The following is a 14,489-nucleotide window of genomic DNA, read 5'->3' as shown; positions in this document are numbered from 1 at the left end:
TAACACCACCCTCTTCCCCTCCCCGCCCCTCTCCCGATCCCCCCCCTGGTAGGGGCCCGCGGCGGCTGGGGCGCGCCCGGGCATCGCCGCCCAGCCCCGGTCAGCCTTTCCGGCGCCGCAACGGCGGCCGGCCGGCGCCCCGCGTGCTGCGGGGGCGCCGGCCGGTCTTCGTCGACGTCCGGTGCTAGTTCCCGGAGGCGCCCGCCGTCGGGAGGGTCGCCCCCTTCTTCAGGAAGCCCATGTCCTCGTAGACGGGGGTCTGGAAACCGAAGGCGCCGGCGTTCACGACGTTCTTGCGCACCGCCGTGAGCTGGGGGCGCTGGTACAGCGGGATGGATCCGGCCGTCGCCCAGATCCGCGAGTCCGCCTTCTGGATCAGCGCGCGCCCCTCCTCCTCGTCCAGCGTCGCGATCGCCTGGTCGAAGAGCTGGTCCACCTGGTCGGTGCCGACCCGGGTGTAGTTCTGCTCGACGGTCAGCGAGCCGTCGGCGGCCGGGACCGGCTTGGCGAAGATGGGGCGGGCGTCGGTGGCCGGGTAGGCGGTGGCGGGCCAGGAGTACAGGGCCAGGTCGTACTGGCCGGAGGCGATGTGGTCCTTGAAGTAGCTGTCGTCGGGGACCTTGGTGATCTCCGTGTGGATGCCGACCCGCTCCAGCATGCGGGAGATGTGGTCGCCGACGCTGCGCAGCGACTCGGAGCCGGATCCGGAGGGGAGCACGAAGCGGAGCGTGAGCGGCTTGCCGTCCTTGGCCAGCGGCGCGGCCGCGGCGCCCGCCGGGGCGGCGGTGCCCTTCGGGGCGTACGCGCCGGGCGCGCCGCCCTGCCGCAGGTGTTTGTCGGCGTACTGCCTGCCGTCCTGCGCGAGGTGGCGGGGCCCCTCGTCACCGGCGTCGTGCTGTTGCTGGTGGTCCCGCCGCTGCTCCCGGCCGGCCCCCCGGTGCGCCTTGTTGTCCTCGCCGACGATGTACTCGCCGTCGTCGCCGCCCTCGGACTCGTCGTCGGCCTTCTTCCCCTCGGCCCCGGCCGCCTTCTCGGCCGTCTTCTGCTCCTTGAGCGGGCCGCCAGACACCCAGCCGGCGTCCGCGAGCAGCGCCTGCGCCTCCGCCGTGTCCTGGCCGCCGAGCGCGCCGCTGCTGTCGCTGTAGGCGTCCTGGCCGGAGAGGGCGAGGTGGCTGCCGACCAGCGCGGTGGGCAGGCCCAGCGGCTTGAGGACGAGCTTGGCCAGCTCCCGGCGGTCGATGGCGCGGGCGACGGCCCGGCGGACGCGTTCGTCGGCCAGGGGGCCCTCGGCGCCGTTGAGGGCGAGCTGGGTGTAGGCCGGTTCCAGGGACCTGCGGATCTCGACGTCGCGCAGCCCGTCCTGCTGGGCCTGCCACCTCGCGATGGCCTTGGTCAGCTTCTTGCGGGCGTCCAGCTCGTCGTCGGCGGCGTCCGCGTCGGTGCCGTGCAGCAGGGCCCAGGAGCGCAGCGCCTTGGCCGCGGTCCGGCCGGCGGCGGGGCCCTGGAGCGGTGCGCCCGCTCCCGTGTCCGTGGCGGCGCCGGAAATGCGCCGGGCGTCGGCGCCGGTGATGTCGGCCAGGTCCACCGTGCCGTCGGCCAGCGCGTCGGCCCGCTTGTCGCGCGGCACGGCGGCGAGCACGATCTCGGACAGCTTGGCCGGATGCCCCCACCAGCGGGCGTTGCGGACGAGGGTGACCTGCTTGGTCTTGTGGTCGACCGCCTGGACGGCGAAGGGCCCGGCGGTCACCTTCAGGCCGCGCCGGGCCGCGTCGTTGAAGGCGTCCGGGGTGCCCATGACGTCCTTCGGGTACAGGGGCGAGAAGAGCGAGCGCCAGTCCGCGTACGGCCGGGCGAAGGTGACCCGGACCTCCAGGTCGTTGTCGCCGCGTTCGATCTTCTCGATGCGGTCGTAGCCGGCGTTGCGGGCGGTCCAGTACGCGGTGTCCTTGCCGGACAGGGCGCGCCACTGGGCGGCGAAGTCGGCGGCGCCGATCTCGCGGCCGTCGCTCCAGACGGCCTGCTGGTTGAGCCGGTACAGCACGGTCTGCTTGGGCTCGGTCTCGACGACCTTGGCGGACTCCAGGTAGTCCGGGTTGCGCTGCGGGCGGCCGTTCACGTCCAGCCGGAACATCGACGGCAGGACGGCCTGGGCGACCCGGGTGGTGGTCGCGTCGGCGTCCGACTGGAAGGCGTTGAGCGTCTCGGGCACGGAGTCCACGGCCCAGCGCAGGGTGCCGCTGTCGGCCACCAGGGGGCGCGCGGCCGGCGCGACATCCTGCCCGGCCAGCGGCTTGCTCGCCTCGTCCTCGGAACTGCACGCGGCGAGCAGGGGGACCGCGAGCGCGCCCGCGGTGAGGAAGGCGACCGAGCGCATGACCGCGCGCGGTCCGAGGCCGTCGTAGGACATCTCTGGGTACCTCCGGGGAGCCGCTCCCACCGGTGACATGAGTGGGGGTCTGATCACGTTTGGCGGTATTTTGGAGTTGATCAGATCTATGGACCCACTGAAGAGGAAAGGGTTCAGCAGTCCGGGGCGACACGGCGGTCGCGACCCGGAAGCCCACCCGTGCGGCGCAATGCGCGAACCCCGGCGCGCACGGAGCGCACACGAGTGCGCACGGGAGGCATGCAATCCGCCAATCGCTGCACACGCCTTCACACCGGACGGTGTGACGCGCAACACTCGCAGGCGCATGAACGACGCCACCCAAGGCCATCCGGCCCGTGGAAGTGAGGTCATGTCATGTCCGTGCACGACGACCTGACATCGGTCCAGCGCTGTCTCGACGACCTGTACCGGTCGGTGGGCCGCCTGGAGCAACAGCTCGGCAGCGGCGGTCTGGACATGCGCCGCGTCCGCGCGGACGCCGACCACCTGCGCGAGAGCGTCGCGCTGCTGCGCGCGACGGCCGCCGGTACGGCGCCCCGCACACCCGAACTCGTCACCATCTCCGACACGCCCTACGACATCTCCCTGTGGACGGACTCGGACGACGAGGGACTCGGCGCCCGTGACCGACACGCCCCCTGAACCCGACCGGGAGTCCTGAGTTGGCCACTGGTACGGAACCTCGCCCGAACAGCGGCGGCGTACGGTCCGCGACGCGCGCCGCGATCGACACCGCGCACCTGCGGACCGACCGGTGGTGGCTGGCACCCGCCGCCACCGCCGCCGGACTGCTCGCCTTCATCGCGTACTCGACCTGGCGGGCCTTCGCGAACGCGCACTACTACGCCGCGCCCTACGTCTCGCCGTTCTACTCGCCGTGCCTGGCGGAGAACTGCCGGACCATGCGCGCGGGCCCCAACGCCGACCTCTTCGGCAGCTGGTGGGCCCTGTCGCCCGCGATCATCATCCTGATCTTCCCGCTCGGCTTCCGGCTGACCTGCTACTACTACCGCAAGGCCTACTACCGGGGCTTCTGGGCGTCTCCGCCGGCCTGCGCGGTCGCCGAGCCGCACCGGACGTACACGGGCGAGACCCGCTTCCCACTGATCCTGCAGAACATCCACCGGTACTTCTTCTACGCGGCGATCGTCGTCGCCGGGATCCTGACCTACGACACCGTGCTGTCCTTCCGCGACGAGCACTACCGGTGGGGCCACATGGGTCTGGGCACCCTGGTCTTCCTGGCCAACATCACGCTGATCTGGGCGTACACCCTGTCCTGCCACTCCTGCCGGCACATCGTCGGCGGCAAGCTCAAACACTTCTCCCGGCATCCCGTGCGCTACCGGATGTGGCAGTTCGTGGGGCGGCTGAACGCCCGGCACATGCTGCTGGCGTGGGCGTCACTGGTGAGCGTGGCGCTCGCCGACTTCTACGTGTACCTCGTCGCGTCCGGCGTGTTCGACGATCCGCGCTTCTTCTAACGAGTGGGGCCTATTGATGTCCGTGGTCGACCGGCAGGAGTGGGACGTCGTCGTGGTCGGGGCCGGTGGCGCCGGACTGCGCGCCGCCATCGAGGCGCGCGAGCGCGGCGCCCGTACGGCCGTCATCTGCAAGTCGCTGTTCGGCAAGGCGCACACGGTGATGGCCGAGGGCGGCATCGCTGCGGCGATGGCCAACGCCAACGAGCACGACAACTGGCAGGTCCACTTCCGCGACACCATGCGCGGCGGGAAGTTCCTCAACCAGTGGCGGATGGCCGAGCTGCACGCGCAGGAGGCGCCGGACCGGGTCTGGGAGCTGGAGACCTGGGGCGCCCTGTTCGACCGTACGAAGGACGGCCGGATCTCCCAGCGCAACTTCGGCGGCCACGAGTACCCGCGCCTCGCCCACGTCGGCGACCGTACGGGCCTGGAGCTGATCCGGACCCTCCAGCAGAAGATCGTCGCCCTCCAGCAGGAGGACCACCGCGAGACGGGCGACTACGAGAGCCGCCTCAAGGTCTTCCAGGAGTGCACGGTCACCCGGGTCCTGAAGGACGCCGACGGCCGGGTGGGCGGGGTGTTCGCCTACGAGCGCGAGTCCGGCCGCTTCTTCGTCCTCCAGGCCCCCTCGGTGGTGATCGCGACCGGCGGCATCGGCAAGTCCTTCAAGGTGACGTCCAACTCGTGGGAGTACACCGGGGACGGGCACGCGCTGGCCCTGCTGGCCGGGGCGCCGCTGCTGAACATGGAGTTCGTGCAGTTCCACCCGACCGGCATGGTCTGGCCGCCATCGGTGAAGGGCATCCTCGTCACCGAGTCGGTGCGCGGCGACGGCGGGGTGCTCAGGAACTCCGAGGGCAAGCGGTTCATGTTCGACTACATCCCCGACGTCTTCAAGGAGAAGTACGCGCAGTCCGAGGACGAGGGCGACCGCTGGTACGAGGACCCCGACCACAACCGGCGCCCACCCGAACTGCTCCCCCGTGACGAGGTCGCCCGCGCCATCAACTCCGAGGTGAAGGCGGGTCGCGGCTCCCCGCACGGCGGCGTCTTCCTCGACGTGTCGACGCGGATGCCCGCCGAGGTCATCCGGCGCCGGCTGCCGTCCATGTACCACCAGTTCAAGGAGCTGGCCGACGTCGACATCACGGCCGAGGCGATGGAGGTCGGCCCCACCTGTCACTACGTGATGGGCGGCATCGCGGTCGACTCCGAGACGGCCGCCGCGCGCGGGGTGCCGGGCCTGTACGCGGCCGGGGAGGTCGCGGGCGGCATGCACGGCTCCAACCGGCTCGGCGGCAACTCCCTGTCCGACCTGCTGGTGTTCGGACGCCGGGCGGGCCGGCACGCGGCCGAGTACGCGAGCGGGCTCGCCGGCGGGCGACCGCCGGTCGACGACGTCCAGATCGACACGGCGGCGGCGGAGGCGCTGCGGCCGTTCTCGGCGGAGGGACCGGCGCCGGGCGAGGGGGACGGGTATCCGCCGGAGAACCCGTACACCCTGCACCAGGAACTCCAGCAGACCATGAACGACCTGGTCGGCATCATCCGCCGCGAGGCGGAGATGGAACAGGCCCTGGAGAAGCTGGCCGGGCTTCGGGCCCGGGCCCGGCGGGCCGGTGTGGAGGGCCACCGCCAGTTCAACCCCGGCTGGCACCTCGCCCTGGACCTGCGCAACATGCTGCTGGTCAGCGAATGCGTGGCGCGGGCCGCGCTGGAGCGCACCGAGTCCCGTGGCGGGCACACCCGCGAGGACCACCCGACGATGGACCGGGGGTGGCGCCGCGTCAACCTGATCTGCCGGCTGGCCGACCCGACGGGAGGTCTGGCGGCGACCGATCCGGTCAGCGGCCAGATCGACCTCACCCGCGAGACCACGCAACCCATCCGCCCGGACCTGCTCGCCCTCTTCGACAAGGAGGAGCTGGTCAAGTACCTCGCCGAAGAGGAGCTGTACGAGTGAGCAGCTATGAGGCCCGCTTCAAGGTGTGGCGCGGGGACATCAAGGGCGGCGGCCTGGAGGACTTCGCGATCGAGGTGAACGACGGCGAGGTCGTCCTCGACATCATCCACCGCCTCCAGGCCACCCAGGCCCCCGACCTCGCCGTCCGCTGGAACTGCAAGGCGGGCAAGTGCGGCTCGTGCTCGGCGGAGATCAACGGGCGGCCCCGGCTGATGTGCATGACCCGGATGTCGGTGTTCACCCGGGACGAGACGATCACCGTCACGCCGCTGCGCGCCTTCCCCGTGATCCGGGACCTGGTGACCGATGTGGGCTTCAACTACCAGAAGGCCAGGGAGGTTCCCGCCTTCGTGCCGCCGGCCGGACTCGGCCCCGGCGAGTACCGCATGCGGCAGGAGGACGTGGACCGCTCGCAGGAGTTCCGCAAGTGCATCGAGTGCTTCCTGTGCCAGGACACCTGCCATGTCGTGCGCGACCACGAGGAGAACAAGACGGCGTTCGCCGGGCCGCGCTTCCTGATGCGGGTCGCGGAGCTGGACATGCACCCGCTGGACGCGGCCGACGACACCGGCCTGGACCGCAAACGCACGGCCCAGGACGAACACGGCCTCGGCTACTGCAACATCACCAAGTGCTGCACGGAGGTGTGCCCCGAGGGCATCAAGATCACGGACAACGCGCTGATCCCGCTGAAGGAGCGGGCGGTCGACCGCAAGTACGACCCGCTGGTGTGGCTGGGGTCGAAGATCAGGCGACGTCCTTCGTGACGTCCGCCGGGGGGATGCGGCCGGGGTGCTGGGACGCGATCTGAAGCCCGGATCCGGTCAGGAAGATCGCTATGCCGAGGAGCGGAAGGTATCCGTGCGACTCGCCGAGCGGGCCCAGGAAGTCGAACAGGCCGAACCCGACCGCGCCCAGCAGGGTGCCGTACCCCGACAGTTCCGGCCGCACGACACGGCGCCTGGCCCCGCGCGGTACCCAGCCGGTCGTGAGGGTCACGACGCCGAGGACCACGCCCAGCACCACGATCAGCACGCCCAGCACCAACAGGAACATGTACATGACGGTCATCGTCCCACGAGGGCGAGAGCCCGGGCCAGGTTGTACTCGGCGATCGCCCGCATCGGGCCCGGCTCGGGGAAGTCCCCGTCGAGCAGGCGCAACGGCCCGGCGACCAGGCTGAGATGCAGGGCCAGACGGTACAGGCGCAGGCGGGGTTCGTCGAGGTCAGGGGCGCGCAGGGCGTCGTAGTGCGGGCCGAGGCGCAGGGCGAGGAAGACGTGTTCCCACTCGGCGTCGAAGTACATCAGGCCCTCGATGTCGATCAGGGCGGGCTCGCCGTCCGGCGTCACCAGGACGTGGTCCGGGCCGAGTTCACCGTGGACCAGGGTGTGGCGGGCGCGGGGCGCGATGCCGCCGGCCAAGGCGCGGACCGCGTCCTCGAACGCCTCGCGGGCGGCCGCGGCCCCCGGCTCCCGTACGGCGATCTCCGCGATGTCCGCCAGCGCGCGCCCGGCGACGCGCTCCTCGCACGAGTCGCCGCGGGAGACGCCTCCGCCGTCCACGAGGGCGACCTTCCCGAAGCCCGGGGCCGCGCAGCCGCGCATCGCCACCAGCGCCTCGGCGAGGCGGTCCAGGACCGGCGCCGCCGCCCTCGGGTCACGCCGGAGCGCCTCCTCCAGGGTGTCGCCGGGGAGATCCTCGACGACGGCCGCGTCCGCCGCGAGGAAGCGGCGGTCGGCGTCGGCGAGGAGCAGGCGCGGAGTGCGGACGCCGAGCGCGGTCAGGCGGTCGTGGGAGGCGGTGAAGAGGCCGAGGCCGGAGGCGTGCGAGAAGGGGTCACGGGGGTCGGCCCCCGGCTCATCCCAGTAGTCCTCGCCCGGGGCCCAGACGTAGGCGACCGCCGTCGTGGCGTCGTCGAAGGTCAGGCGGTAGACGCCCTTCTTGGTGCCGCCGCGCAGGCGCGCGACGGCGGTGAGGGTGCGGTCCGGGCCGAGCGCGGCGCGGGCGAGGGGCGCGAGATCGGCGCGGGTCAGGAACGCGCGGGTGCCGGTCATGCGCCGTCCACCCAGTCCTCCCGGTAGGCCGACCAGTCGTCCTCCGTCGCCGCGAAGTCCACGTACAGGGCGACGCCGAAGCGGGCGCGGTCCGCGTCCGTGCGGGACAGGCCCAGGCGGACCCCCCGGACGGCGGCGGGGACGGTCTCGGCGGACGCGCGGTGGCCGAAGCGGTCCTCGTGGAAGAACGGCAGGCCCATCAGCAGGTCGGTGGTGGGCGGGGTGACCTCCAGGGCGAGGGAGGTCTGCTGGGCGACGTAGCCGCCGTAGGTGCTCGGCAGCGGCTGCATGGTGTCGTACGACATGACGGCGATCTGGTCGACGCGGCGGGCGACCTGCCCGAAGAACTCCTGCGACCACCACTTCGGGTGCCCGGCGACCGTGCCCCAGAAGGAGTGGAAGCCCGGCAGCGGGTCGATCTGGTGGGAGGCGACCGACAGCGGGACCCCGGCGGCGGCGGTGACCGCGTGCAGGGAGTCGAGGAGGTCGAGGTAGTGGCCGTCGCCGGAGTGCAGCGGCTCCAGGTCGAAGTGGACGCCGCCGAATCCGGCGGCGAGGATCTCGCGGGTGGACCCGACGATCGCGGCGCGGGTCGCGGCGCGCTCCAGGTGCATGCCGTCGGGCTCCTCGGTGGCCAGCTTGTCGCCCAGCCAGGCCTGTACGCGGACGCCGGGGATCTCGCGACGCACCGCGGAGACGAGCCAACCCGCCTTCGCGTAGGCCGACTCGGGGAGCGTGCCGTCATGCTCCAGGGGCCCCGCGTGGACGTAGAGGTCGCGGATGCCGGTGCCGTCGAGGCGGCGGGCCAGGGCCGTGACGTCGGCGTCCCGCTTGCGTCCGTCGACCCAGGCGTGGCCGAGCCAGATCGCGTCACGGCCGCGGGTGTACGTGCCGTCGGCGGGGTCGCCCGCGTAGTTCAGGCGCAGGGCGGTCTCGGCGGCGAGCAGGGGCAGCAGCAGGAGCAGGACGAGCCCGAGCGCGCCGCGCACCGCCCAGCGGAGGGGACGGCGGGGCCGCCCACCGGCGGGGGCGGGCTCCACGGCCTCTCCCGGGGCCTGCTCCGGGGCTGGGTCCGGGTCCGGGTCCGGGTCCGGGGCTGGGGCTGGGGTCCCTTTCGGCTCGGTCTCGGCGTTCGGCGCGGTGGCGGTCTCCGTATCCGTCCCCCCGCCGCTGTCCGTCCCCGTGTCCCTCCCGGCCTCCCGGTCCGCCTCCGCGTGCTCGGCGCGTTCCATACCCGTCTTCCCCTCCTGGCTCTGTCCGCCTCACCCGCCCCGTCTCGGACGCACACCACTCGCGTGCCCGCATTCGCGGCCATACGCTCCCAAATGTGACGTCATCCTTGTTCCGGGGCCGGCCGCGGAGTGCGACCTCGCACATATCCGTGCGGGTGGCGCACACCGCGCTGGGCGGTGTGATCGGGCTCGTGTGGCTGGTGTTGCCAGGGATGACGACGGGGAACGACACTCCGGTTGCGATCACCGACCCCGGGGCGACCTCCTGCGCCGCCGCCGCGCCCGAGGACGACGGTGCCTCCGCCGTCGATCTCGTCCTGCCGCTGGCCGCGGTGGGCGCGGCGGGCGTGGTCGCGGGATACGGCTACGTACGGCGCACCCGGCGGGCCCGCACCCGGACGACCCCCGGCGGCCTACCGGCCGGCCCGCACCTGGCGCCGCTGGCCGAACTGGACGAGCGGGCACGGCAGTCGCTCGTCGAGGCGGACGACTGCGTACGCACCAGCCGGGAGGAACTCGCCTTCGCGGCGGCCCTGTCCGGCACGGAACCGGCGCAGCCCTACGCGCGGGCGGTACGGGAGGCGGAGGCCGAACTGGCCGCCGCCTTCGCCATGCGGCAGCGCTACGACGAGGGCGTACCGGCGCAGGAGGAGGCCCGGCGGCACACGCTCGCGGGGATCGCCGGGCGGTGCGCGGAGGCCGGACGGCGGCTGGACGCGGAGGCGGCCGGGTTCGACCGGCTGCGCGGTCCCGGTCTCGGGACCGGCACGGCGCTGGAGCTCGCGGAGGCGCGGTTCCGGGAGCTGGCGGGCCGTACCGGGGCGGCGGAGACGACGCTCGCCGGGCTGGCCGTCCGGTACGGGCCGGGCGCGGCCGCCGGGGTCACGGGATATGTCGAACAGGCCAAGGACCGGCTGGTGTTCGTCACCAGCCGCCTCAACCGGGCCCGGCAGTCGGCCGACCGCGGCGAGCCCGGACGCGCGGCCGCGCATCTGCGGGCCGCCGAGGGCGCGGTGGCGCAGGCGGCGGTGTTCGTGGACGAGGTGCACCGCCTCGCGACCGACCTGGCGACGGCCGCGCAGTGGCTCCCGGCCGCGCTCACGGGGGCCGAGGCGGCCCTCGCGCCGGCGCGGGCGCGGACGACGAGGTCGGTGGCGGAGCCCGGGGCGGCCGTCGGCGGCCTGAGGTCGCGGCTGCTGCACGCGGACGCCGTACTGGACTCCATACGCCAGGAGGTCACCGCACGGCGGCCGTACGACCCGCTGGACCTGTTGCGCCGGGTCGTGCGGGCGACCGCCCCGCTGGGGGCCGGTCGGGCCGGAGTACTCGCGGCCGCCGCGTCGCTCGTCGCGCGGGACGCCACGGCCGGGGCGGGCGGCTTCGTCGCGACGCACCGGGGCGCGGTGGGCGCCGAGGCCCGCACCCGGCTGGCGGCGGCACGACGCCACCTGGCCGCGGCGGACCGGTCGGCCTCCGCGGCCCCGACCTTGACGAGCCCGACCCCCACGGGCGCCCTCACGACCGGCGACCCGGCCGCCACAGGCCCCCTCACGGCCCACGACCTGACCATCGCGGAGCCGACCACCGCGGATCCGACCACCGCGGACCTGTTGCCGACCGGCGACCCGGCCACCACGGACCTCTACGGCACCGGCGACCCGGCCACCGCCGACCTTCTGGCAGCCGACGATCTGTCCCGGCAGGCCCGCCACCTCGCCGAGCAGGACGTACGCACGCACGGCAACCCGCACGACCGGGCCGTCGCGCACCAGAGCGGTCTCGCCGGGGCGGTCCTCGGTGGTGTCCTGCTGGACGGTGCCCCGCCCGACGGCACCCCGTCGGGCTTCGGCGGCCCCCGTACCCGCGGCCGCCGGGGGGCCGCGCCGGCCTGACCGCCGCGCGGCCCGGCGTCAGAACAGGCTCAGCAACGCCTCCGCCGGATCCATCAGCCCGGTCTCCCCGTCGGGGAGCGGGAGTTCGAACCACACCGTCTTCCCGCGCGGGGTACGGCGGGAGCCCCACGCGGCGGAGAGCAGGCCGACGAGCTGGAGGCCACGGCCACCCTCGTCGGTGTCGCGGGCGCGCCGGCGCCGGGGCTGGACCAGGCCGGAGTCCCAGACCTCGCACACCAGGGTGCGGTCGAGCAGCAGGCGCAGCCTGATCTCGCCCTCGCCGTAACGCAGCGCGTTGGTGACCAGCTCGCTGACGAGGAGTTCCGTGGTGTCGACCAGGGGCTCCAGGTCCCAGCTGAGCAGCTGGCCGCGCGCGTACTCACGGGCCCGGCCGACGCTGCGCGGCTCGCGCGGCAGCGTCCAGTCGCCGACGGACTCGGCGGGCAGTCCCTGGACGCGGGCCATCAGCAGCGCGATGTCGTCCTCGCCGTGGTGGGTGTCGAGGGTGTGCAGGACGTGGTCGCAGACGTCCTCGAGGGGCCGGGTGGGGTCCGTGAGCGCCCCCACGAACGCCTGGAGGCCCTCGTCGAGGGGGTGGTCGCGGGATTCGACCAGTCCATCCGTGTAGAGCGCCAGCAGGGCGCCCTCGGGCAGTTCGACCTCCACCTCCTCGAAGGGCTCCCCGCCGACGCCGAGCGGCATGCCGGGCGGCACGTCGAGCATCAGGGCCGCCTCGCCCGGTTCGACCAGGACGGGCGGCAGATGGCCCGCGTTGGCGAAGGTGCAGCGGCGGGTCACGGAGTCGTAGACCGCGTAGATACACGTCGCGAGGTACACCTCGGAGAGGTCGGCCTCGCGGGGGCGGCGGGCGGCACGGGTGGCCTGCTGGACACCGCCGGGGGTGCCGAGGCCGCGCGCGATCTCGTCCAACGCCGAGAGCACCTCGGCGGGTTCCAGGTCGAGCAGGGCCAGGGTGCGTACGGCGGTGCGGAGTTCGCCCATCGCCACCGCCGCGCGCAGGCCGCGGCCCATCACGTCGCCCACCACCAGCGCCGTGCGGTGGCCGGGGAGTTCGATGACGTCGAACCAGTCGCCGCCGACCTCGCTGGGCCGGCCGGTGGAGGCGATGCCCGGAAGGTAGCGGCAGGCGATGTCGAGGCCGGAGGCGACCGGGTCGCCGGGCGGGAGCAGGGACCGTTGCAGTATCAGCGCCCGTTCGTGCTCGCGGCGGTACAGGCGGGCGTTGTCGATGCAGACGGCGGCCCGCGCCGCCAACTCCACGGCCAGGTCCCGGTCGCGCTCCCCGAACGGCTCGCTGCCCTTCGTACGGGCGAACTGGACCAGTCCCACGACCGTGTCGTGGGCGACCATCGGAACGGCGAGCGTGGACTGCACCAGGCCGCCCTCCTCGCCCGGGATGTGCTGCGGACGGGCGGTGCGCAGGGCGTCCGCGCACGGGGAGTTGAAGGGGTAGTGGTGGACCGCGCCGACCGCGACGGGGTTGGCGGTGTCCGCGAACGGGGCGTCGGAGACGGCACTGGCGAAGGCCACCCGGCGCAGTTCGGCGCTGCCGTCGGCGAGGCCCGGCGGGGTCTCGTCGCCGGCCAGCAGCCCCTGGTAGAGGTCCACGGTGGCGAGGTCGCAGAAGCCGGGTACGACGACGTCGAGGAGTTCGCGGGCGGTGGTCTCCAGGTCGAGGGAGTTGCCGATGCGGGCCCCGGCCTCGTTGAGAAGGGCGAGATTACGTCGGGCGGCGGCGGCCTCGCGGGCGGCGGCGCGGCGGGCGGTGATGTCGGTGCCGAGCCAGGCGATGCCGATCGGGCGGCCGCTGCCGCTGTGCACGCGGTAGAGGTTGATGGACCAGTGCCGACGCTCGTCGGAGCCCGGCACATGACCGGTGACGTGCATGTCCGTGATGGAGTCGCCGGTCTCCAGGACGCGCCGCAGGGTCGCCGAGACCCGTTCCGCCTCACCGCGCGGCAGATAGTCGTGGACTCCGTGGCCGCGGTGGTCGTCGGGGGTGCCGCCGAAGATGGACGCGAAGCGCTCGTTGGCGCGGCGTACCCGCAGTTCGGCGTCGATCAGCAGGAAGCCGAAGGGAGATTGACCGAAAATCGCCTGCGAGGCGGCGAGGTCGGTCTCGATGCTGCGGAGCGTGCGGACGTCGACGACGATGCAGACGGCCGCCTTGTCGCCCTCCGCCGTCCGCGTCGGCATCACGTAGACCTCGGCGAGTCCCTCCTCGCCCCGTTCACCGGTGACGGTCTCCGGCATCCGGAAGGGGACCACCCCGGTCCACTCCCGGCCGTCGAGGATCTCGGCCATCTTGCGCTGCCCCCGCGCCCGCAGGTCGGGGTCGATGAACGCCTCGATGGGATCCATGCCGACGGCACGCTCGGCGGGGATACCGAATATCTGCTCGGCACGCAGGCTCCACTGCTCCACGAACCCGTCGGAGCCGATGGAGAAGGACGCGACCCGGATGTAGTCGTACATCGAGCCGGGCGGGCTGACCTGCCACAGGGCATCCCCGGACGGCGCCTCGCCATGGGCAGCGGCAGCCACGGCCTCAGCCCTAGCGCCGCCCGACGGGTCATCCGACTCCGTGGCCTTCGCTGGTATCTCGCTCACGCGAACCGTCCCCTCCAGCTCACCGCGCCCGGCACCGGTCACCAGGGGCGGCTGCCCGCAGTATCCAGCACTACGGTGCCGCACGACACGGTGTTCACGATCACAGCACGGTCCAGGTTCTTTTCAGACCCTTCCGTGACAACACTTCCAGTCTTCTAACCAGGGAACACGCCGTCGAACCACGCCCGCCGGGGATCATCACCGGCGTAAACCGGCCGGTCGACAGGACGAGGATGTCCGTACAGGCCGGGCCGGATGGGCATATCAACCCAAATCGCCCGAGAGCCTCTCGGGGGCCACTCGCGAGCGGCTCGGGAATCACCCGGGATCATTCCGGATCACTCGGGCGGAACTGGCTCCCCTCCGGTGAACCGGCTCACTCCGGTGAACCGGCTCACTCCGGTACCGCGAGTTCGAACCACACCGTCTTGCCCGCGCCCCCGGGACGGGTGCCCCAGCGGCGGGAGGAGGACGCCACCAGCTGGAGTCCGCGGCCGCTCTCGTCCTCGGGGCGGGCGACGCGCTCACGGGGCGGGTCGGGCAGCGGGTCGGAGACCTCCACCAGCAGCACCTTGTGCAGGCCGGCGGGACGGACGAGGCGGACGCCGATGGGCCCGGCGGCGTGACTGAGGGAGTTGGTCACCAGCTCACTGACCAGCAGGGCCGTGATGTCACCGACACAGTCGAGGTCCCAGCCGCGCAGCCGCTCCCGGACGACCCTGCGCGCGGCGCGCACAGCGCCGGGGTCGGCGGGAAAGGTCCACTCGGCGCGTTCGCCTTCGGTGTCGATCACGCCGATCACTTCCCAGGCCAGCGAGTTCACCCATGTCCGGTTTCGTGG

General features: G+C 73.1%; 11 protein-coding genes. 5 read left to right on the top strand and 6 right to left on the bottom strand.

Going from position 1 to position 14,489, the window contains the following annotated elements; all coding sequences use genetic code 11:
- Window positions 1-184: 184 nt before the first annotated feature.
- Complete coding sequence (locus tag ACWCQK_RS29880) at window positions 185-2,407, bottom strand: ABC transporter family substrate-binding protein (RefSeq protein WP_451160153.1); 2,223 nt, start codon at window positions 2,405-2,407, stop codon at window positions 185-187.
- A 336-nt stretch (window positions 2,408-2,743) separates the two neighbouring features.
- Here ACWCQK_RS29880 and ACWCQK_RS29875 point away from each other — a divergent pair, with 336 nt between their 5' ends.
- From ACWCQK_RS29875 to ACWCQK_RS29860, 4 genes are read left to right on the top strand one after another with little or no spacing between them, the layout of a single operon-like run.
- Entirely contained in the window at window positions 2,744-3,031 is a 288-nt protein-coding gene (locus tag ACWCQK_RS29875; RefSeq protein WP_451160151.1) for a hypothetical protein, read from the top strand.
- Window positions 3,032-3,051: 20 nt separating this feature from the next.
- A complete protein-coding gene (locus tag ACWCQK_RS29870; RefSeq protein ID WP_451160149.1) occupies window positions 3,052-3,873 on the top strand; it encodes a hypothetical protein in 822 nt (273 codons plus the stop codon).
- Window positions 3,874-3,889: 16 nt separating this feature from the next.
- Window positions 3,890-5,836: a fumarate reductase/succinate dehydrogenase flavoprotein subunit gene (locus tag ACWCQK_RS29865; protein WP_451160147.1), complete on the top strand. Its 1,947-nt coding sequence runs from the start codon at window positions 3,890-3,892 to the stop codon at window positions 5,834-5,836.
- Window positions 5,833-6,603, top strand: coding sequence for a succinate dehydrogenase/fumarate reductase iron-sulfur subunit (locus ACWCQK_RS29860; RefSeq protein WP_451160145.1), 771 nt, complete (start codon window positions 5,833-5,835; stop codon window positions 6,601-6,603). Before ACWCQK_RS29865 ends, ACWCQK_RS29860 begins: the two co-directional genes overlap by 4 nt.
- Here the strand turns inward: ACWCQK_RS29860 and ACWCQK_RS29855 are convergent.
- Genes ACWCQK_RS29855 through ACWCQK_RS29845 form a run of 3 tightly spaced genes read right to left on the bottom strand, consistent with a single transcriptional unit; the run spans window position 6,584 to window position 9,125 of the window.
- Entirely contained in the window at window positions 6,584-6,898 is a 315-nt protein-coding gene (locus ACWCQK_RS29855; protein WP_451160143.1) for a hypothetical protein, read from the bottom strand. The genes ACWCQK_RS29860 and ACWCQK_RS29855 overlap by 20 nt on opposite strands.
- A 5-nt stretch (window positions 6,899-6,903) precedes the next feature.
- Entirely contained in the window at window positions 6,904-7,893 is a 990-nt protein-coding gene (locus ACWCQK_RS29850; RefSeq protein WP_451160141.1) for a phosphotransferase family protein, read from the bottom strand.
- Entirely contained in the window at window positions 7,890-9,125 is a 1,236-nt protein-coding gene (locus ACWCQK_RS29845) for a hypothetical protein (protein WP_451160139.1), read from the bottom strand. The genes ACWCQK_RS29850 and ACWCQK_RS29845 overlap by 4 nt, the downstream gene beginning before the upstream one ends.
- Window positions 9,126-9,220: 95 nt before the next feature.
- On the opposite strand from ACWCQK_RS29845, the gene ACWCQK_RS29840 reads away from it, so the two are divergent.
- Window positions 9,221-11,017 (top strand): hypothetical protein, encoded by a 1,797-nt coding sequence (locus tag ACWCQK_RS29840; protein ID WP_451160137.1) that lies wholly within the window; start codon window positions 9,221-9,223, stop codon window positions 11,015-11,017.
- Between the two features lie 18 nt (window positions 11,018-11,035).
- Here the strand turns inward: ACWCQK_RS29840 and ACWCQK_RS29835 are convergent, their stop codons facing one another.
- Together ACWCQK_RS29835 and ACWCQK_RS29830 are read right to left on the bottom strand one after the other, a co-directional pair.
- A complete protein-coding gene (locus tag ACWCQK_RS29835; protein WP_451160135.1) occupies window positions 11,036-13,648 on the bottom strand; it encodes a SpoIIE family protein phosphatase in 2,613 nt (870 codons plus the stop codon).
- 394 nt (window positions 13,649-14,042) lie between these two features.
- Entirely contained in the window at window positions 14,043-14,471 is a 429-nt protein-coding gene (locus tag ACWCQK_RS29830) for an ATP-binding protein (RefSeq protein ID WP_451160133.1), read from the bottom strand.
- Window positions 14,472-14,489 lie beyond the last annotated feature (18 nt).

The sequence above is a fragment of the Streptomyces sp. NPDC002306 genome, assembly GCF_053593435.1.
Note: the sequence above shows the minus strand (reverse complement) of the source record. Positions and strands in the feature narration are given on the sequence as shown.